Here is a 26,770-nt window from a genome sequence, read left to right as displayed (position 1 = left end):
ATCAGAAGACTTTTATTATTCTATCATTTCATCAAGTGTTTGTCAAGAAGTTTTTTTATATTTTTGAAAAAACTTCTAAACTATATATTTGATTAGAATATTCAATGTCGTCTTTCTTTAAGACTTTTTTAGTTTACCATTTCTTTTTGATTTTGTCAAGAAGTTTTTTGAAGTTTCTTAACATTAATCATTTTAAAATTTGTTATCGTTCGTCTTCTTCTCCTTAAAACTTTTATCATTTTATCATCAGTTTTATAGCTTGTCAATAGTTTTTTGAAAAAGTTTTTTGTTTTGTGAATGAAACGTGATAATCTTTTAAATAAAAAAGAGAGAGCAAATCTGCTCTCTACTATATATTGTAAAAATCAAATACCGTAACCGGTAAACTTCTTTTATGCTCTGAACGTAGATAATGTGCTTCTATTTTTTTTCTAACTTTATCAGCGATTTTTTTACCCTCTAAATAGTCATCTATATTATCATACGTAACCCCTAACGCTACTTCATCTGCTAATGCAGGTCTCTCTTCCTCTAAGTCTGCTGTTGGTTTCTTCATATAAAGATGTTCTGGACAACCTAACGTTTTCAACAATGCTTTACCTTGACGTTTATTCAGTCTAAACAAAGGCATAATATCTGCACCACCATCGCCATACTTTGTAAAGAAACCAGTTATTGCTTCTGCAGCGTGATCAGTACCAACAACTATTCCTTTATTCATAGTAGCGATTGAATATTGAGCTTTCATTCTTTCTCGCGCTTTCTCATTACCTTTAGCAAAATCTGTAATTTCTACACCTGCTAATTTTAATGATTTCACACTCGCATCCACCGCTTCTTTTATATTCACAGTAAATACTTTGTCTGGGTTAATAAATTCTAATGCATCATTACAATCTGCTTCATCAAACTGTTCCCCATAAGGCAATCTAACTGCAATGAATCTATAATCTTCTTTTGTTTCAGACTTCAATTCATCAATAGCCATTTGACATAACTTTCCACACAGTGTAGAATCTTGCCCTCCCGATATTCCCAATACTAAACTTCTAATGAAGTCATTTTTTTTAATATAATCTTTTAAAAAGTTTATTGTTAAACGAATTTCCTCATCGACGTTTATCTCAGCTTTACATCTTAGTCTTCTTATCACTTCTTGTTGTAATGTCATTTTTTCACCTAATTTAATTCGATTTTTTCGTTACTCTTTTTAATATTGCATTTCTATTGTTCCAACACGTTACACTTAAATCTACAGGATAGAATTCAGGATTCAATAAGCGTAAATACTCATTCCACAGCAACTCTTTGTTTTTTTTGAAATACTGAGCACTCTCATGAACTGTAGGAACATCATACACCTGTTCTCCATTTATAAATATATCTGTATGCAAGTCACGAATTTCAAAATTCTTAACTTCCTTCTCTAAATAAGTATGGGTTGGGTGGAATAATTTTATACTAGCTTCAGCACTTACATCTTCATTCTCTAAAGCTATATAATCCCCAGCAGCCATTCCAGTATCCTTATTTATTATTCTATATACTCTTTTAATTCCTGGAATAGTTAGTTTGGCAGGATTTTCAGAAACTTTCAATCTATCCACCATATTCCCATTATCATCTTCTAAACACGCTAGCTTGTACACCGCTCCTAGCGCCGGATTGTCATAGGCTGTAATCAATTTAGTTCCAACACCCCACGCATCAATTTTCGCGCCTTGTTGTTTCAAGTGAGTAATCGTATCCTCATCTAAATCATTAGAAGCTACTATTTTGGCATCCGGATACCCTGCGGCATCCAACATTTTTCTAGCTTCTTTTGAAAGATATGCTATATCCCCAGAATCCAATCTAATGCCTAAAAAATTAATTTCATCTTTTAGTTCATTCGCCACTTCTATAGCTGTAGGGATACCCGAACGTAATGTATCATATGTATCAACTAAAAAGTAACAATCTTTATGTGCAGCTGCATATTTTTTAAATGCAGTTTTCTCATCTTCATAAGCCTGAACAAATGAATGAGCATGCGTTCCACTGCATGGAATATTAAATAATTTTGCTGCTTTCACATTACTTGTTGCATTAAACCCACCTATAATAGAAGCACGAGTTCCCCATATTGCCGCATCAAATTCATGAGCGCGACGAGTACCAAATTCCATACAAACTTCATCTGAACATAAATGTTTAATTCGAGCTGCTTTTGTAGCTATTAGAATTTGATAATTTACTATATTCAAAATTGCAGTTTCCATTATTTGAGCTTGTATAAGAGGAGCCTCGACTCTTATTAGAGGCTCATTCCCAAAAACAATTTCACCCTCTTTAACAGACCTTATATTACCAGTGAATTTCATATCACTTAAATAGTTTAGATAATCTTCTTCATATCCTAATTGACGTAAAAAGTCTATATCAGACTCAGTAAATTTAAATGAATTTACATAATCAATAATTTTAGCTAGTCCAGCGAATACAGCATACCCACCACCAAAAGGGATTTTTCTAAAATAAACATCAAAATACGACTTTCTTTCGTGTATTCCATCCTTAAAATAGGCGTATCCCATATTTATTTGGTAAAGATCAGTATGCAGTGCATCACCTAGATATTTATTCATAATTTCCTCCGAGTTATATCTACGATAAATTTATTACTTATATATTAACATTTTACTACCTTTTTAACAAATATTTACACTTAAATTAAATATTAAAAATTATAATTCATATAATATAACTCTACGAAATCGCCTGTAAATTAACTATTCTATGAATTAACCACCAAAAGTATTTTTTATAATACCTTTACTACAATACCACTTAAAAATTTAGTTAATTAAAAGTTAACATATAAAAAAGAAGTAACCTAGACTATCCTCTGTTACTTCTTTGATTATTAGTGTTTGAATTTTTATTGTCGGTTGCTCTTTGAGTTCGATTTTCATCTTGTTTATTATCATCTTCATCTTTTTCTGAAGTATTATCACTAACCTTTTTATCTGTTGATGCACTTTTAGTTTTATCAGATTCTTTTTTAGAAGTCGATTTTTTATCATCTTTCTTCGCTAACTCAGGTATTTTACTATCATCAATTCTACCATTATTATCATCTGATTTCTCTAATTTACCTTCCATAATTGATTTTATAGTAGTTTGAAGAAAATTCTCCTGTAATGGTATATTGAAAATTACTTCCCCTTGATAACTAAGTCCATATTCTTGCCTTACTAAATCAGTAATAAAATACGGATCCCTAAGCTTATCTATAACTAGTTCATTAACTTTATTTTCCTTATCTAAATTCTCAATCATTTGATTTTGTTCTTCTAATTGTGCATTAATTTGCTTTTTATCTCGAATATATAAAAATGTTTGCAACAATGTAATAGTTAATGCGAAAGTCATAATTGCCAAGATAATAAACTTACGACGTTTTCTATATTTTGCTTTTGCTTTTAAGACGTCTTTTTTAAATTGACTGTTCTGTTCTCTCATTTTCTACTTCTCTTATTTTTTCCGATAAAATCTTGAACATTTTTGTTGCATCTTCTTTTTTCGTGCTATCTTTAAGTTCTAAAACTTCATATACTACTTCTTTTTTTGCAAAATAAATAGTAATTTCATCTCCTACTTTTAGCGTACTTGATGGTTTTGCTTTTTTGCCATTAATCGCAATATGCCCTTCAGAAGATACTTCATTCGCAACCGTTCTTCTCTTTATAATTCTTGAAACTTTTAAAAATTTATCCAAACGCATTTAATCACCTCTAAATGTTAGTACAATCTATTATCACATATTTATTTATTTTTCGCAAATAATAGCCCTATACTTTTTAAAAAATACTCCTCTAACATATAAGACAAAGTAGGAGTGACTCAAAATCAGCGATTTCGAAGAAACCAATTTTGCCAAGCCACTCCCGCAAAGTTTATTAGATATCAAAAAAGATTTCCTAAAGCAAATTTAGATATCAATAAACTACTACATCTATAAACTCCCTTAAAATTTAGAACTTTTGAGGCAGCACCTTTACTAACTTAGAAATTATCTTTAAGCCCAATTTCCATCTTTAAAAATTGCTACTTCTTTTCCATCAACTGTATAGCCAGTAATATTAGTCGTTGCTTCTCCAATCATAAAATCAACATGAACTAGACTATCATTAGCCCCTGCTTCCGCTAATTGTTCATCAGTCATTTCAGGACCACCTTTAACACATGTCGGATATGCTTTTCCAAGAGCAATATGGCATGCTGCATTTTCATCAAATAGTGTTTCTAAGAATAAGATTTTCGTATTAGAAATCGGTGAATCAAACGGCACTAATGCCATTTCCCCAATCTTTCTAGAACCTTCATCTGTATCTAGTAAATTTTTTAGAACATCATATCCGCGCTCTGCACCAAAGTCTACTACCTTACCACTTTCAAATTTCAGCCAAAAATTATCTATTAATACTCCATTATAATTTAAAGGTTTAGCATTGTAAACTATACCACTAGTTTCATCTTTATGAGGCATTGTAAATACTTCTTCCGTTGGAATATTAGCTACAAAACGATCTGCTTTTTTCGCATAACTACCAGCACTTTGCCATATATGATTTTTTGGTAAACCAACATATAAATCAGTTCCAAGATCATTTGTAATATGAAGTTTTACTAGCTCATTTTCGTGTAAGAATTTAGCTTTTTCATCTAATACTTTTATATGTTCTTCCCACTCAGCAACAGGATCTTCTCCAGTAGAACGACAAGCACTTAGTATATGATTCCAAAGTTTTAAATATGCTTCTTCATCACTTAATTCAGGGAATAATCGTTTCGCCCAACCTACTGTAGAAGCACTAACTACACACCATGGACATTCATCACTCATTATTGATTTCATATAATTACGCATCGCTTTTGAGCGTCCCACCATTGATGCTTTTAATTTTGCACTATCAACACCTGCTAAACCGTCTGGATCATCGCCAATTATAGATAAGAACGCAGCACCTTCATCTAACTCTGCTTGATATTGATCAATATACCATTGTCCTACCGTACTTAGATTTTCTTCTGTTTGATAATTCAAGTTTAACTTTGTAAGTTCTTGATCACGCCACTCTACAGTTACTCTTTTCGCTCCTAATTCATAACACGCCTCTACAACTTTCACTACAAACGCTCGTGTTTCTGTACTTGCACGAACTAGTACAGGTTGATCTTTTTGCACATTTAATCCTACTTTAGCTATAAGTTGTGCATATTTTTTTAATTGTGTATTTAAATCCATATAATTCTCCTCAATTTTTTCATTAATCTACGACATAAAAAATTATTAGTTCACTTAATTAAATTGTATGCCTTTTATTATATCACTTTTTTTAAAAACATTATTAGTAGAAGGTTTCAAGAATCCTTGAAACCTTCACTATAAATTATACTTCTCTAGTAGCTTGTTTTAACCACTCTAGTTCTTCACCTTCAAAGTGTGGTGCTAATACTTCAAAAACTTTTTTATGATAGTTATTTAACTCATATTTATCTTCACTTGTAAGAAGAGATACATCTATCGCTTCTAAATCCCAAGGTACAAAAGTCATAACTTCAAATTCCATAAATTGACCATATTCATTTTTTACAGTATTTCTAATGATAAGCTCATTTTCTAGACGAATACCATGTGACCCTGAAATATATAATCCTGGCTCATTAGTCATTGTCATACCATCTTTAAATGGTTCTGCAGCACGATAAATTCCCCAGTGGATACCTTGAGGCCCTTCATGAATGTTACCTAAATAACCCACTCCATGACCTGTTCCGTGATTAAAGTTTTCATAGTCATACATTAATGGAGCACGAGCAAATAAGTCGACATTTGCACCAGACATCCCTTCTAAGAATTTTAATCTTGATAGGCGCAGGTGACATTGAAGCACTCTAGTATAATCACGTTTCAATTTGTCACTAACTTCACCCATAGCTGTAGTACGAGTGATATCTGTTGACCCCTCTTCATAATGCGCACCCGTATCAGTTAAGAAAAACGTTCCTGTACGTAATGGAATAGATGTTTCTTTAGAAGAAGAATAGTGTATAATAGCACCATTTTCAGCATGCCCGCAAATCGGCGCAAAACTTGGACATATAAATCCACCTTGTTCTTTTCTAAATTCTACTAGCTTATCAGAAGCAGAAAGTTCGTCTTCTTGTTCACTTACACCTTGCTTAACTAATTGTTTTAACCAGTAGATAAATTTAGTATGAGCAATACCATCTTTCACATGAGCCTGAATTGTATGTTTAAGTTCCACTTCATTTTTAATTGCTTTCATTAAAACCGTCGGATTTCTACGTTCTACAAGAGTAATATCTTTTGGAATATTATTAAATACAGCGTAGTTAAGGCATCCTGGATCTACTAAAACTACATCATTTCCTGAGAATTTTTTCACATCTGCGTATATATCATTATAAGGTTTAATAGTTACATGATTTTCTGCTAAGTGTTGTTTTATTTCGTCAGAGAATTTTCTTTCATCAACATACAAATCTACTTTATCTTCATAAACAACAGCATAGCTAAGTAGTAATGGGAAGAAATCCACATCCATACCACGAATATTTAACAGCCACCCAATATCATCAAGAGTCGTAATAACATGAATGTTAGCACCTACTTCATGCATTTCTTTACGTACCCTGTCTAATTTACTAGCAACAGATTCCCCTGCTCTTTCTAAATTTAAATAAAACGCAGGTGCTTCAGATAGAGATGGACGATCTGTCCAAATCTCATCTACTAAATCCACTTCATATTTTACCGTTGCATTTTTACGTTTTAATCTAGTTGCTAAATCTTTTCCTTCACCAAAAGTTACAACACGTCCATCAAAACCTAAAACTCCATTTTCTGGCGTATTTTCAACAATAAACTCAGCAATAGTCGGAACTCCCGGTTCTCTCATTTTTTGTAATTCAATTCCTGAACCTTCCAATTGCAAAGCGCCTTGCAAGAAATATCTACCATCAGTCCATAAACCAGCAAAATCTTTAGTAACAACTAAAGTTCCTGCAGACCCTGTAAATCCGCTCATAAATGCACGCGCTTTAAAATGTTCTCCTACATATTCACTATTATGAAAATCAGCAGTTGGAACCATGTATACATCGATATCATTTTTTTCCATTAATACTCTTAATTGAGCAATTCTTTCTTTTACTGTCATCTTCCTTACTCCTTTATAATTTATTTTCTTTTATTATTTTAAATTTAAACAAAGTTCTATAAAGCCATCCTTATTAATTAAAAGCCATTACACTTACTATTTTATCATATAATAAAACGTTTTTCATCACTATGATAGAACTTATAACATTTTTTCTCAATATATCAAAAACATTCTATAGATTATACAAATAGAGGCTACAGCAAATAATATTACTATAGCCTTTTATTTTCTAAATATTAATTATTTTAATAATTCTTTGAAATAGTCAGTTGATTTTACTAAAGAATCAACAATTGCAGGCTCACCTGATGAATGACCAGCCACAACAATATCTAATTTACAGTTATTTAATTTTTTACTTAATTCATAAGCACCTATAGCACGACAGTCAACATCGAAACGACCATGAGCGATAGTTGTAGGAATATCCTTGATTGCATCAATATTATTTAAAATCCAATCATCATCATCCCAGAACATATTATTCATCCAGAAGTGACATTCAATTGTTGCCATAGAAATTGCATAGTTTATTTCACCAAAACTTTGTTCTAAGTTTGGATCTGGATATAATGTAACAAGACTACCTTCCCACATACTCCACTCTTTTGCTGCAACTTCTCTTGTTTCTCTGTCTTCGCTTGTAAGACGTTTGTAATATGCTCTAATCATATCATGACGTTCTTCTTTTGGAATAATACTCTCATATCTTTCAAAAGATTCAGGATGGATATTGCTAGCTCCGCCTTTTTCATAAATCCAAAGTATATCTTCTCTACGTCCAAGGAATATACCACGTAATACTAATCCAAGAACACGTTCAGGATGTTTAATTGCATAACAAAGGGATAAAGTAGAACCCCAACTTCCACCAAATACTAACCATTTATCGATGTTTAAGTCTTCTCTTATTTTCTCCATATCCTCTATGATATGCCAAGTATCATTATTTTCTAAACATGCATGTGGCGTAGATTTTCCGCTTCCTCGTTGATCAAATAGAATTATACGATAGAATTCAGGATCAAAATACTGTCTACAACTTGGAGCCGTTCCACATCCAGGACCCCCATGTAAAAATACTACAGGTACCCCTTCAGGATTCCCACTCTCTTCGTAGTAAATCGTATGAGTATCGTCAACTTTTAACATTTTAGAGAAATTCTCTTTAATAGCAGGATATAAAGTTCTTAATTCTGCCATAATAGCACCTCCTATTGTGCATTTTTTATTTCAATTTTATTTTATCACAAAATCAATATTTTTTCATTATTAATAAAGAATAAAATTTTATATTTTAACAGTAATATAAATAAAAATTTTTTTGATACATTCAGTTATACTACAAAAATATAATTGCTTTAATTATTTCTCGAATTAATATTATTGTAATAGTAATTATTTCGTTATATAGATGCATTTCATTTTTTATTCTATTATCGTTTTATATAAAAAATAAGCAAGAATAAAATTCCTGCTTATTTTTTATAATAAATTATTCTTCAACTAGTGTTTCACCTTCACGTAGTTCAACTAAGCTAGCTAATTTTTTCTCGAACATGAATACTAATGCTGCTACTACTACACAGACAACACCAATTCCTAGTGAAAGTTTGATAATAGGTACTTCCGCCACAGCTGCATATAAGAAACTATATCCTTTAGCAGCCCCAAATGTTGCAACAATCCAAACAGCCATCATGATTGATAAGATGTGTTTTGGTGCATATTTAGATACGAATGAGGCCCCAAGTGGAGAGAAGAACATTTCCGCTACACTTAGTACTACAAAGAACAATACAACCCAAAGAATACTAGCTTTTTGAGTTTCTGGTGCTCCTACTCCACGGCTAACTTCAGTTAGTGCTAACACACCAAATGTTGCCCCAAGAAGGAATAACGCGATTGACGCTTTTTTATATAAACTCCAGTCTCCTTGTGGACGATTAGCAAGTTTATACCATAAAGCACCTAAGATTGGCCCTAAAGCTATACAAGCAAAAGCATTAAGCGAGTCTAACCATGAAGTTGGTACTGTGAATGTACCTATTTTATCATCGACAAATTTCGGCATGTAATCATATAAAATTACGTAAGTTAAATACCAGAATGTCCAGAAGATTACTGATAGTAATGAAATGATTACGATAGAGTATACACGACGAACTTCGTATTTTTCTAATGAACGATTTACTTTAACTTTAGTGTCATGTTTTTCTTCACCTTCAGCAAAAGGACGCTTACCAACTTCTCCTAAAGATTTATAACCTAAAACAAACCAGATTGCACCTATAATACAAAGTAATCCAGCTATTTTGAAGCATTGTAAATATCCGTTTGAGCTTGCTGTAGCAAGTTTAACATATAAAACCCCTACTGCAGTAGTACCAACGAAAGACCCTATATTAATAAATGAATACATTGTTGAGAAAGCATCATCTTTACGTTTTTGATCTCCCTCAAAAATTCGTCCTACTACCGCTTGCAGATTACCTTTGAAAAATCCAGTTCCAATAGAAACTAAAATAATCATTATCCACAGTGAAGAGTGTGAACCTACAAATCCTGCATAACCATATCCTAATCCCATCAATACAAGACCAACCGGAATTAGATATCTGGCCCCTATCAACTTATCAGCTATAAAACCTAATAATACTGGCGCAAGATAAGTAAATGCTACTAAGTTCGACTGCATTGCTGCACCTTCAACTTTACCAAGCCCAAGACCACTTTCGCCCATTCCTCCAGAAATCACAGCTGCTGTAACATAAATAATAATCAGCCATTTAGAAGAATAGTAAGCACATCGTTCGAAAGCGAACGTAATTGAACTCATATAAAAGCTCCACGGTTTACCGTGTTTTACCGTTTCTGACATAAAAAACCCCTTCTTTCTTTAGTGGTTTAACCACTTTTTTTCTTATTATATCACAACATATTTTATCATTCAACTATTTTAATGTAAACTATATAAATTATTTATCTGTCGCTATTGTATTTAGTTACTCTAGATGTTATAATTATATTAAAGTTCATAATATTTTAAAAGGAGTTGTATAATATGAAACTTTCAAGAACTAACAAAATTTTATCTAAGATGAAAGAACAAGGAATCAATCAAGCTCTTATTAGCGATCCTTATTCAATTTTCTATTTAACAGGTCACCTAGAACATCCAGGTGAAAGATTTTACGCAGTACTTCTTGATGAAAATGGTAATCACAAATTATTCATCAATGCTTTATTCCCACTAGATAAAGATCTAGGATTAGAAAAAGTTGTATACTCTGATACTGATAAACCACTAGAAACTCTAGCTAAAGCAATCCCTAACGGTTCAGTTGTTGGTATTGACAAAGTTCTTCCTGCAAGATTCTTATTACCTCTTATGGAATACCTACCTGAAAGCAAATTCGTTGATGTATCTCAAATAGTTGACCGTGTGCGTATGATTAAAGACGAAGAAGAACGCGAACTTATGCGCCGCGCTTCTCTTCTAAACGATGAAGCTTGTCAAAGAGTTATCAACAGTATTACTGCTGAAAAATCTGAAAAAGATATCGTAAAAGATCTACTTGCTATCCACGAAGATCTTGGAGTTGAAGGTTTATCATTTGATCCAATTATCGGATACGGAGCTAACGGTGCAAATCCTCACGGAACAGTAGGAGACAGATACCTAAAACCTGGGGATTCTATCATCATCGATATGGGTGGACTCAAAGATAATTACTGTTCTGATATGACTCGTACAGTATTTTGGAAACAACCAAGTGAAAAAGCTCGCGAAGTGTTTGAAACAGTATTAGAAGCTCAAAAACGTGGTGTTGCTCTTGTTAAACCTGGAGTTAGATTCTGTGATATCGATGCTGCTTGTCGTGACTACATTACAGAAAAAGGATATGGTGAATTCTTTACTCACCGTACAGGTCACCACATCGGACTTGAATGTCATGAATACGGAGATATTTCTAGTGTAAATGAAACTAAGTGTGAACCAGGTATGATTTTCTCAATCGAACCAGGTATCTATCTTCCAGGAGAATTCGGAGTTCGTATTGAAGACTTAGTTCTTGTAACAGAAGACGGTTGTGAAGTTTTAAACAAACTTAACAAAGAATTAGTTGTTGTAGGGGAATAACTAATAAAAATCTAACGATCTCAAATAAATCACTAAAAAATTTTTTAAGTTAAAATATTTCAAAAAAGACGATTGACACTTATATCAATCGTCTTCTCCTTTATTATTCAAAATTTTTCTTTAAAAATTCCCCTACAATATTCCAATACTGATCTCTGAATTTTCTTTCAGCTTGAACGTGTTTCATACCTGGAAAACTGTGAAATTCTTTTTTAGAATTTATTAAATCATAAGCAGCTTTACCATGTTCGATCGGCACAAAACCATCTTCTTCCCCGTGTAATACTAATGCAGGAAGTTTAGTTTCTTTTAAAGCCTTTGTTGCATCAACATCACCAAAAAAGTATCCCGCACGAATTTTTGTCACAGCATTTGCTGCAGGAATTACAGGGAAACTTGGTAAATTAAATAATTTTTTCAGTTGATATGTAAATTCTACATTTAAATTCACATATCCACTATCTTCTATAAATGTTTTTACATTAGATGGTAAATCCTTACCTACTGCATTCATCACTGTGGCAGCTCCCATACTAATGCCGAATAAAGCAGTGTCAGCTCCATTATTTTCTGCTGATATTTTCTTAACCCAATTTACTAAATCATCAGAATCATAACCACCCATAGAGATAAAATCACCTTCACTATTACCATGTGCAATTAAATCTGGCGCAAATACACTATAACCCATATCATAGAATTTCTTAATATAATTCGCCATTTTCTTAGCATCACTTGTATACCCATGAACAACAAAAACCCATTTTTTCGCATTAGGATTAACAAATTTATAACCAACTAATTTATTTTTAGTAACAGATTCCATTTCTGTAACTTGCTTTGTTTCATCAAACCACTTGTTTACCGCTGTTTTATCTTCTTTACTACCGTCGCTATCCTGGTTAACTATAGCACTCTTATCAACTTTTGGATTCAATCCAAAATTATAGAAATAATTTCCAATAAAGCCGAACGCAACAACTAGTACAATTAATAACGTCGCTAATATTTTTTTAAAATGTTTTTTCACTTTTCTTTACCTTTCATAATTCAGTTTAATAAAACTATTATACTATTCCTTTCGATAAAAGTAAACAAAAAATAACACTAATAGAGATTTTTTATGTCTCTTTTAGTGCTATCCTTCTTATTCTATTCCATATTTTTCTTTTATAGCGTCAGCTACGACCATACCTGTAAACCATGCGATCATTAGATTATAGCCTCCAATTTCTCCGTGTAAGTCTAAAATCTCTCCAGCAAAATATAAATTCTCTATTTTTTTATGACTACATGTTTTTGGACTTACTACCTTAAGATCTACTCCACCAGCAGTAGTAAATGCATATTCTAGCGGCATAGTTTTTACATTTATTAATTCATAACGTTTAATTTTCGTTACAAACTTCCTCAATTCTTTTTTACTTACATTTTCCGGAAAATGATTTTCTATCATAAAATTATAAAAGCTTTTTGGTAACTTCCCATTTAAAAATTTATTATCTTCCCATAGTTTAGAAAATAACTCCTCTTCATTCAATTCAGGATAGAAATCTAGATAAAATTTATCCTCTGGATAGCGAGCTACAAATTCTCCCATAGAAATTGATAATGGTCCACTTAATCCTTTATGTGTGAATAGTAGGTCTCCACTTCTTTCATTTTTCTTATGAAACATTCTAACATTTTGTAAAGCTACACCTGATAATTCTCTGAAATCATCAAAAACTAAGGCTACTTCACTAGGATATATTTTGGTAATTTTTACTCCATGCTTCTTCAGTATCTTATGTAATGAACCATCACTTCCACTCTGAGGATATGTCTTTCCACCAGCGCAGACTACAATATTCTTTCCATAATATGTGGCAACATCAGTTTTCACTCCTACTAACTTTTCATCTTCAAATACCAAGTCTTCTACTTTTTCTTTATAGTTTATCTTTGCATGATCTATTTTAAATGCATTAACTACGTCTCTAGCCTTTTCACTGGCAGGATATAGTCTTCTATTTTCTTGTTTCAATTTCAAATTGTGTTTATCAAAAAATTTCTTAATATTATATTTATGATACGCGCTTCTTAAAAATCTACCATTATGAACGGCAGCGACGAAATCCTCAGCATTATCACTACTCATAACATTGCAACGCCCATTCCCTGTTAAAAGTAATTTTATCCCTGCTCTTCTATTTTGCTCGAGAACCAGAACTTTTAAACCACTATCATTCAGTCTATCAGCTATCATAAGCCCTGCACTACCAAGACCTATTACAATTACATCATATTTCATTTCAAGTCTCAACTTTCTCTTATTTAATCAAATATCACTTAATTATACCATTTTATCTACTACTTTCAAATCTTTGAATATTCTTCAATATTTTTAAAAATATATCTACTTCTTATTGGCATTTTTCTTTATTTTGTAATATACTAAAGGGTATATGTTTGAATTAAATTTTTTATAAATTTGCATTAATAAGAAATTCTAACTTGAACAACTTCGGAATAAAGGATTTTAAATAATGAAACTAAAAAAAATTAGTATTTTGATTTTACTTCTTATATTTCTAATTCCAAACTTTTCAAAAGCTGATGATACATTTTTAGATAACAATGCAGTTACAAACTTCAGCGATGTAAATGCTCATCTTGTTGTTTCGGAATTAAATACAGGTAAAATCATTTCTAAACGCGGAGAAAATAAAAAAGTATCTGTAGGTAAACTGCCAAACTATCTTGCCCTTTACCTACTTGCTGATAACTTGAGAAATAATAAAATAACATTAGAAACACAACTTACAATTACATCTAATGATGAAATCTTATCAAAATACAAATATGAGTCATCAATCACTGTTAAAGATGCAATATTCTTATTAGAAAATGAGAATTCAAATAGTTTAAATCAGGCTGTTTTCAATCATTTTAATGTAAACATTGAAAAAGCTAAAGACATACTAGGGGCTATGTCTCTTCATGATACACAATTAGAATCATTGGATAATAGTGAAAAAAATACTAGTACTGCAAAAAATATTTCTTTCCTTACTAGTTTAATACTAAAAAGCTATCCAGAAATTACAGAAATAACAAAAAATCCAGAATTTACTCTATCTACTGGAGAATTAATCAAGAATACTGTTGAATTTAAGGATTCTGATAAATTTAGAGTTCTTGGACTCGATTATTCTGATAAGAATAGTGTAACTTACGCATATAGTGGGAATACAAAATTAATCATTACTGTGTTAAATCAAAACGACGATAAGGCATCATATTTTGAAAAACTTCAAAAAACTTATGATTACTTATTCACAAACTATAATTACAAACTTGCACTTAAAGCGGGTACTTATACAATCAACAATGAACGTATAACTTTTGAAAATGATATTTACGATTTATTTTATGAAAAACACTCAATAAGAGATGTAACGTACTTGCTTATGAATAAAAAAATTCTTCTTTTCCAGAAATATGAAACAATATCTGCCAATGAAGGAACTGTCTTTGCAGACTTTAAATCTAACGATACAGCAGGAAAACTTGCAAAAGTAAAAGCAACTTTCATTAACGATGATAACTTTAATAATAAAGGAAATCTAGAAAAAACAACTATCATAATAGACCGCACTAAGTTCTTTGCTACTGGTGTATTAGCTATATATACTCTTGTTTTTGCCGCATTATACGTAATGAAACAAGCTATTAGAAAGGATTAACTATGGATCAAAATAATTTAGTCTTCGAAGTTGATGGTGCAATATATGAACTTGTCTACAATTTCAAAGATGCATTTCAAAAAGAAACATTTGAAGAAAAATTAGTAGATGTACTAAAAAATAAACCCTACATAGTTGGAGATATTTCTCATGATAAACTACGACTAAGTGGATTTATTTTAACTAAAGACAATAATAATCCAAAGAATATCAATAATCTTGAAGATTACATATTAGAATACATTAACTTTGGAGCACCATTTTTTGTTGTAAAAAAAAGAAATTCATAAAATTGAAACCTAAGATGAGATAAAGCTCACCTTAGGTTTCTTCTTATTCTTAACTTAGTAAAAGTATCTATTTAAATAAATTTAACACAAACTGCCTCAGGTACAACTACCCCAGAAGCAACAACAGTTAGCTCTCCTGTTTTCTTATTAACAGTGTAAACTGTAATTGTTCCACTATTCTCATTTGTTGCTATGGCTAAATTATTATCCTTTGATAAATCAAAATCTCTAGGACCTTCACCAAAAGTACTAACAGTCTGAACTATCTCTAGTCCTTTGACAGTATTTTCAAAGACAACAATTGCATCTTGCCCTCTATTTGAAACATAAATAAATCTATTGTCATTTGAAATTTTTATAGCACTACCTTTGTTTTCTAGTACAAAATCTTTTGGTAATGTAGGATAATATGTTGGATTTGTCAAATTCCCTTCTCCATCATAATTAAAAGCGATAATTTCACTAGTAAGCTCCGTCATAACAAAAGCTTGTTTTTCATCACTACTGAATACTATGTGGCGCACTCCACTTCCATCTTTAACTTTAAAAGTAGCTACTTTTTCTAAAACCCCTGCATTAAGCTTATACGCTGTAATCTCATCAGTTCCTAAATCACAAGAGAAGACATATTTTTCACTTGGGGTAAATCCAGAAAAATGCACATGAGGTTTCTCTTGTCTTTCGTGTACACCACTTCCTTCGTGATGATCTGTTGATAAAAGTTTTACAAGCTCGCCGTTTTCAACAGAGTAACTATCAATCGTACCTAAATGATAGTTCGCCGATAATAAAGTACTTTTATCAGAGTTTAACTCTACATAACAAGGAGGATTACCTTCTTGGGCAACTGATGTTAATTCTTTCAAAGTTCCATTTCCTTCAACTTCAAAGCTTGTAACAGCACCTTTTCCATCTACTTTTGATACACTATATAAATACTTATTATCATTAGACAATGCTAAATATGTTGGATTGTCAACCTTAGCCACATTTCTAACCTCAAGTACTTTTCCTTCTTCAGATAACTCAACTAAGTATATTCCTTCACTAGTTGCTTTGGTATATGTTCCAATATATGCTCTTACCATTATTATTCCTCCTACTTTCTATAAACTTATTATAACATTTTCCAAAAAAATTTTATAAAATTTTCTCTCGCCTATAATTCGTATAAATCAAAATTATCATTTTTTTTGAAAAGTTAAAATCTCATTTTACGAATTTTTCATCCTTTCTATAAACTTATAATTCGTTTTTAATTGTTTTTTTGTTAAAAAATCAACATTCTGCCAGAAAAATCTACAAAAATTCTAACATTTAAAATTTTACATATCTTAAACTTCTTGATATAATAGTTTATAATAATAGTATATTTTAGGAGGATAACCGTGAAACACGAATTTATATTAGTTCTTGACTTCGGTAGTCAATATAACCAACTTATCACACGTCGCGTGCGTGAGCTTGGTGTTTATTCTGAACTACACGACAACGAAATTTCTATTGAAGAAATAAAAAAAATGAACCCTAAAGGAATTATCCTTTCAGGCGGACCTAACTCAGTATATGAAGAAAACTCTCTTACAATTGATGATGAAATCTTCAACCTAGGTATTCCTGTATTAGGAATTTGTTACGGAATGCAACTTATGCAACACAAACTAGGAGGAAAAGTTGAATCTGCTACAAGTAGAGAATACGGTGCTCATAATGTTGACGTAACTCCAGGAGCTAAACTATTCGAAGGTACTCCTGCATCTCAACAAGTATTAATGAGTCACTCTGATAAAGTTGTTGAACTTGCTGAAGGATTTAAAGTTGTAGCTACTAGTGATAACTGTCCAATCGCTGCTGCTGAAAACGTAGAAAAAGACTTCTACTGCTTCCAATTCCACCCGGAAGTACGTCACTCAGAATACGGTTATGACTTAATTAAAAACTTTATCCGCAACGTATGTAAATGTACTGAAAACTGGACTATCCAAAACTTTATCGATGAGAAAATTGAAGAAATTCGTGCGGAAGTCGGTGATCAAAAAGTTCTTTGTGCTCTTTCTGGTGGTGTAGATTCATCAGTTGTTGCAGCCCTACTAGATAAAGCAATTGGGGATCAACTAATCTGTATGTTTATCGACCACGGTTTACTTCGTAAAGGAGAAGCTGAAGCTGTAATGAACACATTCAGTAAAGAAATCGAAGGTGGTTTCAACATGAATCTAATTAAAGTCGATGCTAAAGACAGATTCCTTGGAAAACTTAAAGGTGTAAGTGATCCTGAGAAAAAACGTAAAATCATCGGAAATGAATTCGTTTATGTATTCGATGAAGAATGTGCCAAACTTCACGACGTGCCATTCCTAGCTCAAGGTACTCTTTACACTGACGTTATTGAATCTGGAACTAAGAATGCACAAACAATCAAATCTCATCATAACGTAGGTGGATTACCAGAAGACATGCGTTTTTCTCTAATCGAGCCACTTAACACTTTATTCAAAGATGAGGTTCGTGCATTAGGAGAAGCTCTTGGTCTTCCTCACGAAATCGTTTGGCGTCAACCATTCCCAGGACCAGGACTTGGTATCCGTGTTCTTGGAGAAGTAACAGAAGAAAAACTTCAAATCGTTCGTGACAGTGACTTCATCTTACGTGATGTTATCGCTAAACGTGGATTAGAAGGAGAAATCTGGCAATACTTCACATGTCTTCCAGATATTCGCTCAGTAGGAGTTATGGGAGATGTTCGTACATATGACTACACAGTTGCAGTTCGTGCCGTAACAAGTATCGACGGTATGACTGCGAGCTGGGCTCACATTCCATTTGAAGTACTTGAAGAAATCTCAGCTCGTATCGTAAACGAAGTTGCTCACGTTAACCGCGTAGTTTACGATATTACAAGTAAGCCACCAGCAACGATTGAATGGGAATAGATTACAAATATAATTTGAATGGAGAATCCTAATTTAACTGCATTTTTAGTTGTTATAAATGTTACAAATCTATTTAATTCAATTAGGTTCCCCACCAAAAACCCCACCAAAATATTTCGGTGGGGTCTTTTTAATAAAATCTTTGATTTCTTACCTTATCTATGCTAAAATATAAATATAAAAAGAGAGAGCCGTTTTAAAGACGGTGGCTCTGGTTTAGTTATTATATAACCATCTTACCTGCCAAAGTATAAAGATGGTTATTTTTTATTGTCTTTTTTCAATGCTACAATACATGCACTAACTACTGAAACAATCAATAGATTTATTCCAATAATCGTCTGTACAATTTCGTAAGCTGACAACTTGCTACTCCTTTCTTCAAGATTTTAGTGTATGCGAGCATAGCACCATCCCCTTTCATATTGAAGTAGCCACCATCTTTATCGGAAGTTTTACACTCCCTAACTTCTCTCTCCAGCTCTGATTATATCAAATTAAACTGAGATAATCAACAACTGATGAGAGATAACAATCTAACGAGTTCTCTTATTTTCCCAGGGGATAAACTTAGTTACGGAACAGTTGTTGCGAAGGCTGAGGAAGCTAAGTCGAACGGGTATTATACTGTAACATTAGGTGACACATTAGGTAAGATTTCTAGAAATCTTGGGGTATCAGTCAATGACTTAGTTCAGTACAATTCAATATCAAATCCTAACTTAATTTTCGTAGGGCAAGTTCTTAAGACACAATCGGAACAAGTTAAGGTGGATAATAAGGTAGTAGAAACACCTGAGGTTAAACCAGTGTCTCTTGATGTGGTTAAGGAAGAAAGTAAACCTAAACCAACGGTTATGAATGCAACGGTTGCACCTAAACCTGTACCAGAAGTTGTGCAAAAAGAGGTTAAAAAAGAAGAGGTAAAACCTGTAGAGACTAAAAAGGTTGAAAAGGAAGTACCTAAAAAGGAAGTAGAAGAAGTTCAAGTTAAGAAAGAAGAACCGAAACAGGTTGCACCAGTTGCTGGTGATAAAGCTAGTGCTATTTATAATGCAGCCTTAGCTCAAATTGGTAAAATTCAAGATTGTACAATGCTTGTAACAAATGCACTTAAATCGGTAGGTATTAATTTCCATGATTGGCCGGCTGGTTACATGAGTTTAGGTACTGTTGTCCCTGCTTCAGAGGCTGTACCTGGTGACTTAATTTATTATCCAGATGGTGGACTAGGTGTTGCTCATATTGGTGTATATGCTGGTAATGGACAAGCGGTTCACGGTGGATGGCAAGGTAACCAGACGGTTCTTAATACAGCTAATGTTGGGCATGGTGCAACGTATATTAGAGTAAGATAACAAGGTGAAACGTTATAGTACTACTAATTAAGCCTTATTCGTTAAGGATATTTATAGGGTGTACGTTCGATACATCTTAATATAAAAAAAAAATAGGAGTGACTCAAAAATCGCGATTTCTTAAGAAATAGTATTTTTAGTCACTCCTTTAAAATATTCTTTTAATACCACACTAAACTTTCTTCATCAGGCATTTTCCCAGAATCGAACAGTCTTTTAACATACGCTTTGGCTTTGTTTGCATAAATAGGGTATCCTAGTTCTTGATCCAGAGTAGATTCAACAATCACATTGACATCTCCTGTTTTCTCGTTTATTTCTATCATTCCAGGTGCGTTATTGTTTTCTGGGTAATACCAATACCCCTTACTTTTTGAATTAGAAATTTTAACAAATTTTATCATGATTTGATACCTCCTTCTTTAAGTTTAAGCCATTCAACTAACGCTTGTTGATAGTTGTATTTTTCTTGTGTTATATTATGAGCAGTAGAATAATCTAACTTATTATTATTCATTAAGTTTAACTCCATAAGTTCATGTTGTAAAAGAATTATATCATGTTCTTGGATATTTGTACCCTCTCTCAATCTCCTCCATGATTCCGCCATATTATAATCGGGGGTAAATCGCTGGATTTTTCCCTTTAAATTATGTTCAGTAATAAATATATGATTATATATTTTCTCTATATCAATTTTAGAAAATCCTGTGTTTTTAGCTATTACTTCTATTTCTAAAACTTTATTTCTTTTTCTTACCGCCTCATAAAACTTAACAGCGTGTTCATCACGTTTCATTTGATAAGGGTCGTTTTCATCATTCCACGCTCCGTATATTGCTCCTTTTATTTTCATATCTTTATTATACACCTTTTTACATTTATCTTCAATCATTTTCCTTGGTAAGACTTTCAGTTACCCTTTTATTTTTAATATAAAAAAAAATAAGACTAACTGAAAAGGTTAGTCTTTTTGTTTATAGTGGGTTGACATTTGTGCTTTAAATTTTAGAAATTAAAGCGTAAATGTCGGATATTTTGTGATATAATAAAGATAGAGAAGGTTTATCAATTAAAAACAGGAGAGGAGTTACAAAAATGGCAGTAGTATCATTGGAAAATAATATTAAAATATATAGTTCAGAATTATCTCATGCACTATTAAAAGTCTCTAATTATAAATTGGATGAGCGTATTGCTCAGACTGTTGCGGAAATTTATGCTCGTAATTTAGATTATTCTGACCCTGAATTGATGCATGTTGGGGTAACTTCGGTTGCTAAAAATCTGATTACAAAAATTAAACAAGAATATTTTAAGGAAACTTATTAAAAAAAAGAAAACCACCTCTGAAAAGAGGTGGTTATTATTTATGCCCTATGGACGTTCTGTACGAACTTCTCCAGTTTTAGAGTTTACCCATACAGTGTAAGTTTCTTGTTTTCGCACTTTGCGAACTTTAGTTACAGGTACAGTCTTTGTACCAACTTTAACTTTTTTAGTTTCGCGAACTTTTCTGATTGTAGTGGCGTATGGATCTTTTACTGTAGATGGTACCGCTAATAATTCATCACCAATTTGTGAGTCAGTTAGATCACTATACCAACCAAGGTGTTTAATTAGTGTACCTTGTCCGTCAACTAAGTCGATAAAGTCGTCGAACAATTGTTTAGTTTCGTAAACATCTTCAGTTGTGTTTTCTGTATATTTTTCATCTACAGTTACTGTACGTGTACGAGTTTCTTCTTTCCAAGTTCCATTATCTTCTTTTGGAGAAGTTGGAGTAGTAGGTTCGTCTTTTGGTTTTGTATCTACTGGAGTAGTTGGTTTTTCAACTGGTTTAGCTGGGTCTGTTGGCTTTGCAGTATCTACAGGTTTAACAGGCTCAGCTGGTTTAGTTACATCTACAGGTTTTGTTGGTTCAGTTGGTTTTACTGTGTCAACTGGTTTAGTAGGTGTAACAGGTTTAGTTGTATCAACTGGTTTTACAGGCTTAACGCTGTCAGTTGGTTTAGTAGGAACTGTAGGTGCTACTGGTGTGTCAGGTTCAATTGCTAATACTTTCTTAGTTTCATATTCAAAGCTTACAGAACCTTTGATAGTGTGAGCTTTTACGGTTTTAGCGAATTCCACACGGTCGCTAACAACAGCTGTATTAGGTAATCTTTTTATTGACTTAACAACTGGAGCTTGTGTTCCAAAGCTTACTTGAATGTCTTTTACTTCACCTTTAGTTAAGTTACCAAAGTTAACAGTTTTAGCTTGAGTTCCGTCAACTGTATATGTTGTTTTAACTTTTTGAACATCTTCATGAGCAGTAACGCGGATTACAGCACCTTGCTCATTTTCTAATACAACAGCACTTACTTTACCAGTTTCTTGAGTTGGCTCAGTAGTTACTTTCACGTCGTTTTCAGCTTTAACGTTTTGATTGACACTAGCTGTTGTTACTGTAGTTAATGCAGCCGCTGCTAGTAGGTAAGATACGGCTTTTTTCGATTTTTCCATAATATCCTCCAAATTTCTATAATTTATCTTCCTATAAAAATAGGAAAAAATTTAATTTATATAATGTAATTACGACCATTATATCAAAAAAAAAAAAAAACGCAAGCTTTTTTTACATAAAAATAATAAGATTATTATGAATTACTTTAGGTAGTTTTAAAAATGATAACAACTATTTTCTGTAAGCACAAAAAGCACTTTTCTAAATTTTTTAGAATAGTGCTTTTCTTAATATTTTTAAAGCTAACATTAATGAAATTATTGTTAGCTTAATATTATACTTTTATTTTATTAAAAACTTTTTCTTTATAGTTTACTTATCATAGAAATTATCTCTATTAAATAGAAAGTAAAAATCAAAAATAACTACTTTATCTTTTTCAATGAGTTTCTTAGTAATTTTAGATTAAACTTTATTGTCTCTACTATTTCACTACATTTTTCTTGTAATTAGTAGGCTTCTTACTTACATTAAGATTCTTTTAATTATATCCATTCCTCAATTTCAAAGTTTAACTCCTCCATTTCTAATTCTTTTGATTCTTTATCTAACCATAATTTCTCTGCCATTTTAAACTCTTTTAATTCTATACATTCCTCAAATTTAGAATTTAACTCTTCAATTTCAAATTTTAACTCTACTATTTTTTGTGAACAAAGTTCTAAAAATCTTTCTTCACAATAATATTGAGATTTGTATTCATCGAATAGCTTTTTGTTAAAATATTCCTTTTCTATATCCCCCTCAAGATTTTTCTGAAAAACAATTAATTCATTTATATAGTTAGAATTTGCTGCAGATAATTTTCTATAGACATCATAAAGGTATTCTTCCGTTACAGTCAAATACCTATCTTCCATAACTCCTGATATCTCCGCAAAAGTAATTTCATAAATCAATTTACAATCTTCTTTTATAATATCATATACTCTCTCTCCCAAGTTATTTTCATTCAATGAAATAATTTCTAAAAATTTATCTAGATTCTCTTCAAAAGCAATATGAAAGTTCTTAAAATAAATATTTTCAACTTTTTTTTCATACATCCCGTTGCTATCTTTAGAATCATATGCAACTTTAGAATTAATAACTTTTACAAAAAAATTTGCAACTTTTATTGCTTTCTCTGACTTACTAAAATTGTATATTGCCTCACATAAAATATCTACATTAGCTTTTTTATAATTTTCTTCAATTTGACGAGACATTAGCTCACTATCACCACACTCCTTAATAGCATCTTCATAAGCCATATATCTTGCATATGGGATATATTCGATTAAATTTTTATTCATTATAAGATGAGTTCTTTTATCTTTCAAAAAATCTAAACAAAAATTAAATATTAAATTATAATAAATTTTCGAATCGGAATTTAGTATATCCTCCATATTCCCCCAAAAAATCTCTAAAACTGATAAAAACTCCATATTTTCTCTTTTTAACTGCATACTCAAATTATCATCGGTATTTTCTGTTATAGCCTTGGGTTTTAACTTCATATTTTCTTTTATTGATTCTGCTATAGTGTAACTTAACAAATCTTTCAACTGCGTATAGTCTTCATTCAGAATATTCTTTATAATCTTTGGTTTATTTTTATACAAATCTGTGCACGTAATTCTCTTTTTTAAATCCTTATATAGGGGTTTCTCTCTTAGAAGTTCCCTCTCATTATTTATTATTTTAATCTTATTATTTAGTCGCTCTTGCGATAATTTACAAAAATAATTTAGTATATAACTCATATTCTCACCTCAAAAACGGAAATTTTCAATTTAAACTTTATCATATTTTCCTGAAAAAATCAATTATTTTGGTGGTATACTATTTACAGGTGGAAGATAAGAGTCCTATAAATTAAATGGAATAAAATAATAATGAAAAACCACCGAACTAAAAAATTTATATTAATATAAAGAAAGGGCTGCTTAATAGCAGTAATGGTGATAACTATGTTAGAAAACACAAAAATAATCCAAGTTGATATTCTATCAACTTTTGGAAATACTGGATATCAAAAAATATCAAAAGATATGTTTTTAAAAAATATTCCAGATAAATTATATGAACTTTGGTATTCACCAAATGAGTTTTCATTTATAAGGCTTATCGATTTAAACAATATTCAATATCTAAGTAATAATGAACTATCAGAATATTATTCTCAGTTAATAATATTAAAAAATAAACTAGAAATTATATTCAATGATATTTCAATACACTCAGATATATCATCACAAGTGTCTACCAAAGATAAGACTAACTTGTTACAAAAAATATATTACGTCATTAGAGGAGGGAAAATATAATGGCTAAACCTAATTGGAATAAAACACTATCGGAGGTTTTAAAACACCCCACAGTACAAGTCGTACTAACAAGTAAGAATACAGGAAAAGAGTATACAGCTGATGTAATTCGTCAACTACCTGTGGTGTCAACCGGAGTTGTAGATGCAGTTGAAGGTGGATTTAAGTATTCTATAGTAGATACAAAAAATAATTTAGAGTATACAATTAAAGCACCTCAAAAAGTAGATGTTGAATTTAGTACAGTTCTGGTATTTAAAAATGTACGTGGAGGTGCTACATCAACTGGAAATGGCTGGTACTCAGCAGAATCTGTTGAATTAGCTAAACACAATGAGTAAGTATCGCAGAATTATTAGAAAGCACGATAGTAAATATCAAAACCATCAGATTATAGCGGTGGTTTTGATATTAGCTATCTTCCTTTCATTGGTACTTACATTTATATTATATAACTTCTTTAAAAAGTACTTACTTTACAATTTTATTTTATCTATAATTCTACTATCATTAATTATTTTTTGCTTAGTGGTTTCACTTAAAAACAGAGAACAAGTTTCTGTATTAGAGATAGATAAAATGAATAAGGAAGCAAATAAATTAGCTACTAGAATAAATAAGTTATTTAACGATAAAACAATCACTGATGTGCTAAAACTTAGTAATTCTACTAGATATGGAGAAGAGATGCCAGAAATATACGTATTTCTTGATAGTTCTTTAAAAGAAGGTTTTATAGCTATAGAAAATATTTCAAATTTTGACAGGGCTGACCGTGATAAATTTGAACAAAAGATATCTGGAGTATTGTCTGGGAAATATCAAAAATATTCTGTTGTAAGCTCTGAGTTAACACTTGATGATAGTTTTATTCTATTCTATTTTGAAGATAGCATAACATCAGAAAGATTAATTATTGAAAATACTGGTGATATAAAAGAAAATATCTCTGAATCTGAACACCATATTAGGCTGGCTAAAAATCTTGTATGGCAATGCAATATTACTGCTCATTTGTCAATAATAGCACGCACACGTACAGGTAAGTCAGTTCTTGCTGGTGAATATATGGCTAAATTAATGCTCTTACAGAACTGGATTGTTGAATATAATTCAGCAAAATACGATAGATACGTCAAAGAATTCAACGGAAAAAGTGACCCTATTGAAATTGTTAAACGTGCAGAATACTGGTGTAGTGTTATGGAGAATAGACTACAAGAAATCAATAATGCTGGGAAGGATAAATACCTAGATATGAAAGATATGCCTAATATAGCCATTTTCTTTGATGAACTCGGTAATTTAAACGCTTCTCTTGAATCGCTTGATAAAACAGATAAAACACTAAAAATTACATCCAGATGGATAACAGCAATTAACAGACTTTCAGCTACAGGAGCGAGTGCAGGGATTCATATAATTGCAATATCTCAATTTGCCACTAAAGAAGGATTTTTACCATCCTTAGCTAGAGTAAACTGTTCTGATGCTGTAATTATGCTTGGTGGGGCTGCTGACTCTCCAACGGAGAGACAATATTTAATGAGTGGCTTCGCAGACTTACCTAAACGAAGTTACAAAAAAGGGCAAGGAATTGCCCGAATACAAGGATCAGGAAGAAAGTGGGAAACACCCCATTTTTATGAAACCCCGTTTTTTAAAAAATTTTAAGATATAAGATAGGAGAACTAAACTATGTGTAATTTAAAGGATTTCAATCCCGTTTTAAATAATAAAATATTAAGAGAGTATTCACGATTATATAATGAAGCTAATCATGACTTTATAAATAATAAATATATTAATTATGATAAAATCACAAAAATTGAAGAATGGATATTTAACGAATACTTACTTCTTGTAGAAATCGCAAAAGATAGACATAATATAGAATTATTATCTGATGCATTTATTAATTTATATGTTTTGCCAGTAAAATATAATCATGAAATATCACAATATATCTATTCTGTAGACATTGCAAAGAATCTGGATGAAAAACAAGATAGAATCTGTGCATTTGAACAACGATACGGCATTAAATATAATTTTGCTAAAACATTAATAGAAACTTACGAAGACGATGAGTATTTCTTTTCGTAGGATTATAAAAAAAATATGATGTTAATTATTAATTAATTCCTAACGCCTGGGTGGAACAGGGCTTGTCAATGTTCCACCCAGTAAAAAAACAATAAAATCAATACTTTAAGTCGATTTTCAAAAAAATAAAATCAAGAAAAATCAAGAGAATAATTAAA

At 31.5% G+C, this 26,770-nt stretch carries 26 protein-coding genes; 10 read left to right on the top strand and 16 right to left on the bottom strand.

Translation table 11 applies throughout. The features are described from left to right. Positions 1 to 349: 349 nt before the first annotated feature. The 8 genes from nadE to RWS90_RS04780 all read right to left on the bottom strand — a co-directional run bounded on the left by nadE (position 350) and on the right by RWS90_RS04780 (position 10,113). On the bottom strand, positions 350 to 1,171 hold the full coding sequence (gene nadE, locus RWS90_RS04815; protein ID WP_314549133.1) for an ammonia-dependent NAD(+) synthetase: 822 nt from the start codon (positions 1,169 to 1,171) through the stop codon (positions 350 to 352). Positions 1,172 to 1,184: 13 nt separating this feature from the next. After that, the gene (locus RWS90_RS04810; protein ID WP_314549131.1) at positions 1,185 to 2,627 is read right to left on the bottom strand and encodes a nicotinate phosphoribosyltransferase; all 1,443 of its coding nucleotides are present in this window, start codon (positions 2,625 to 2,627) and stop codon (positions 1,185 to 1,187) included. Positions 2,628 to 2,880: 253 nt separating this feature from the next. Beyond that, positions 2,881 to 3,504: a septum formation initiator family protein gene (locus tag RWS90_RS04805; RefSeq protein ID WP_314549129.1), complete on the bottom strand. Its 624-nt coding sequence runs from the start codon at positions 3,502 to 3,504 to the stop codon at positions 2,881 to 2,883. Continuing rightward, a complete protein-coding gene (locus RWS90_RS04800; RefSeq protein WP_314549127.1) occupies positions 3,479 to 3,766 on the bottom strand; it encodes an RNA-binding S4 domain-containing protein in 288 nt (95 codons plus the stop codon). The genes RWS90_RS04805 and RWS90_RS04800 overlap by 26 nt, the downstream gene beginning before the upstream one ends. 294 nt (positions 3,767 to 4,060) lie before the next feature. After that, complete coding sequence (locus tag RWS90_RS04795; RefSeq protein WP_314549125.1) at positions 4,061 to 5,290, bottom strand: aminopeptidase; 1,230 nt, start codon at positions 5,288 to 5,290, stop codon at positions 4,061 to 4,063. Between the two features lie 145 nt (positions 5,291 to 5,435). Further along, positions 5,436 to 7,229: an aminopeptidase P family N-terminal domain-containing protein gene (locus RWS90_RS04790; protein ID WP_314549124.1), complete on the bottom strand. Its 1,794-nt coding sequence runs from the start codon at positions 7,227 to 7,229 to the stop codon at positions 5,436 to 5,438. A 243-nt stretch (positions 7,230 to 7,472) separates the two neighbouring features. Further along, positions 7,473 to 8,435, bottom strand: a complete 963-nt coding sequence (pip, locus tag RWS90_RS04785) for a prolyl aminopeptidase (protein ID WP_314549123.1) — start codon at positions 8,433 to 8,435, stop codon at positions 7,473 to 7,475. A gap of 292 nt (positions 8,436 to 8,727) precedes the next feature. Continuing rightward, a complete protein-coding gene (locus tag RWS90_RS04780; RefSeq protein ID WP_314549121.1) occupies positions 8,728 to 10,113 on the bottom strand; it encodes a peptide MFS transporter in 1,386 nt (461 codons plus the stop codon). Between the two features lie 183 nt (positions 10,114 to 10,296). Here RWS90_RS04780 and RWS90_RS04775 point away from each other — a divergent pair, with 183 nt between their 5' ends. Next, positions 10,297 to 11,376: a Xaa-Pro peptidase family protein gene (locus RWS90_RS04775; RefSeq protein WP_314549119.1), complete on the top strand. Its 1,080-nt coding sequence runs from the start codon at positions 10,297 to 10,299 to the stop codon at positions 11,374 to 11,376. Between the two features lie 103 nt (positions 11,377 to 11,479). Here RWS90_RS04775 and RWS90_RS04770 read toward each other — a convergent pair whose 3' ends face one another. Together RWS90_RS04770 and RWS90_RS04765 are read right to left on the bottom strand one after the other, a co-directional pair. Continuing rightward, a complete protein-coding gene (locus tag RWS90_RS04770; RefSeq protein WP_314549117.1) occupies positions 11,480 to 12,406 on the bottom strand; it encodes an alpha/beta fold hydrolase in 927 nt (308 codons plus the stop codon). Positions 12,407 to 12,523: 117 nt separating this feature from the next. Next, entirely contained in the window at positions 12,524 to 13,669 is a 1,146-nt protein-coding gene (locus tag RWS90_RS04765) for an aminoacetone oxidase family FAD-binding enzyme (RefSeq protein WP_314549115.1), read from the bottom strand. A gap of 235 nt (positions 13,670 to 13,904) precedes the next feature. Here RWS90_RS04765 and RWS90_RS04760 point away from each other — a divergent pair, with 235 nt between their 5' ends. Beyond that, positions 13,905 to 15,104 carry a hypothetical protein gene (locus tag RWS90_RS04760; RefSeq protein WP_314549113.1) on the top strand — a complete coding sequence of 400 codons (1,200 nt, stop codon included), beginning with the start codon at positions 13,905 to 13,907 and terminating at the stop codon, positions 15,102 to 15,104. A gap of 2 nt (positions 15,105 to 15,106) precedes the next feature. Further along, positions 15,107 to 15,394 carry a YutD-like domain-containing protein gene (locus RWS90_RS04755; protein WP_314549112.1) on the top strand — a complete coding sequence of 96 codons (288 nt, stop codon included), beginning with the start codon at positions 15,107 to 15,109 and terminating at the stop codon, positions 15,392 to 15,394. Positions 15,395 to 15,465: 71 nt separating this feature from the next. Here the strand turns inward: RWS90_RS04755 and RWS90_RS04750 are convergent, their stop codons facing one another. After that, positions 15,466 to 16,482 (bottom strand): lactonase family protein, encoded by a 1,017-nt coding sequence (locus tag RWS90_RS04750; protein ID WP_314549110.1) that lies wholly within the window; start codon positions 16,480 to 16,482, stop codon positions 15,466 to 15,468. Positions 16,483 to 16,782: 300 nt separating this feature from the next. Here RWS90_RS04750 and guaA point away from each other — a divergent pair, with 300 nt between their 5' ends. Then, a complete protein-coding gene (guaA, locus tag RWS90_RS04745) occupies positions 16,783 to 18,327 on the top strand; it encodes a glutamine-hydrolyzing GMP synthase (protein WP_314549108.1) in 1,545 nt (514 codons plus the stop codon). Positions 18,328 to 18,587: 260 nt separating this feature from the next. Here guaA and RWS90_RS04740 read toward each other — a convergent pair whose 3' ends face one another. Continuing rightward, positions 18,588 to 18,692: a putative holin-like toxin gene (locus RWS90_RS04740; protein WP_081450717.1), complete on the bottom strand. Its 105-nt coding sequence runs from the start codon at positions 18,690 to 18,692 to the stop codon at positions 18,588 to 18,590. 156 nt (positions 18,693 to 18,848) lie between these two features. Here RWS90_RS04740 and RWS90_RS04735 point away from each other — a divergent pair, with 156 nt between their 5' ends. Further along, positions 18,849 to 19,685 carry a LysM peptidoglycan-binding domain-containing protein gene (locus RWS90_RS04735; protein WP_314549106.1) on the top strand — a complete coding sequence of 279 codons (837 nt, stop codon included), beginning with the start codon at positions 18,849 to 18,851 and terminating at the stop codon, positions 19,683 to 19,685. A gap of 161 nt (positions 19,686 to 19,846) precedes the next feature. Here RWS90_RS04735 and RWS90_RS04730 read toward each other — a convergent pair whose 3' ends face one another. Continuing rightward, positions 19,847 to 20,089 carry a hypothetical protein gene (locus RWS90_RS04730; protein WP_314549104.1) on the bottom strand — a complete coding sequence of 81 codons (243 nt, stop codon included), beginning with the start codon at positions 20,087 to 20,089 and terminating at the stop codon, positions 19,847 to 19,849. Next, positions 20,086 to 20,541 (bottom strand): hypothetical protein, encoded by a 456-nt coding sequence (locus RWS90_RS04725; RefSeq protein ID WP_314549102.1) that lies wholly within the window; start codon positions 20,539 to 20,541, stop codon positions 20,086 to 20,088. Before RWS90_RS04725 ends, RWS90_RS04730 begins: the two co-directional genes overlap by 4 nt. A gap of 242 nt (positions 20,542 to 20,783) precedes the next feature. Here RWS90_RS04725 and RWS90_RS04720 point away from each other — a divergent pair, with 242 nt between their 5' ends. After that, positions 20,784 to 21,017 (top strand): hypothetical protein, encoded by a 234-nt coding sequence (locus RWS90_RS04720; RefSeq protein ID WP_314549100.1) that lies wholly within the window; start codon positions 20,784 to 20,786, stop codon positions 21,015 to 21,017. 45 nt (positions 21,018 to 21,062) lie between these two features. Here the strand turns inward: RWS90_RS04720 and RWS90_RS04715 are convergent, their stop codons facing one another. After that, positions 21,063 to 22,193: a hypothetical protein gene (locus RWS90_RS04715; RefSeq protein ID WP_314549099.1), complete on the bottom strand. Its 1,131-nt coding sequence runs from the start codon at positions 22,191 to 22,193 to the stop codon at positions 21,063 to 21,065. A gap of 486 nt (positions 22,194 to 22,679) precedes the next feature. Then, on the bottom strand, positions 22,680 to 23,801 hold the full coding sequence (locus RWS90_RS04710) for a hypothetical protein (protein WP_314549097.1): 1,122 nt from the start codon (positions 23,799 to 23,801) through the stop codon (positions 22,680 to 22,682). Between the two features lie 348 nt (positions 23,802 to 24,149). Here RWS90_RS04710 and RWS90_RS04705 point away from each other — a divergent pair, with 348 nt between their 5' ends. From RWS90_RS04705 to RWS90_RS04690, 4 genes are all read left to right on the top strand, one after another. After that, positions 24,150 to 24,506, top strand: a complete 357-nt coding sequence (locus RWS90_RS04705) for a hypothetical protein (protein ID WP_314407540.1) — start codon at positions 24,150 to 24,152, stop codon at positions 24,504 to 24,506. Beyond that, complete coding sequence (locus tag RWS90_RS04700; RefSeq protein WP_314549095.1) at positions 24,506 to 24,847, top strand: hypothetical protein; 342 nt, start codon at positions 24,506 to 24,508, stop codon at positions 24,845 to 24,847. Before RWS90_RS04705 ends, RWS90_RS04700 begins: the two co-directional genes overlap by 1 nt. A gap of 238 nt (positions 24,848 to 25,085) precedes the next feature. Continuing rightward, positions 25,086 to 26,180, top strand: coding sequence for a cell division protein FtsK (locus tag RWS90_RS04695; RefSeq protein ID WP_314549093.1), 1,095 nt, complete (start codon positions 25,086 to 25,088; stop codon positions 26,178 to 26,180). A gap of 24 nt (positions 26,181 to 26,204) precedes the next feature. After that, positions 26,205 to 26,612 carry a hypothetical protein gene (locus tag RWS90_RS04690; protein WP_314549092.1) on the top strand — a complete coding sequence of 136 codons (408 nt, stop codon included), beginning with the start codon at positions 26,205 to 26,207 and terminating at the stop codon, positions 26,610 to 26,612. Positions 26,613 to 26,770: the final 158 nt, after the last annotated feature.

This window comes from uncultured Gemella sp. (assembly GCF_963529685.1).
Taxonomy (GTDB): Bacteria; Bacillota; Bacilli; order Staphylococcales; family Gemellaceae; genus Gemella.
This window is presented reverse-complemented; position numbering and strand designations above follow the sequence as displayed.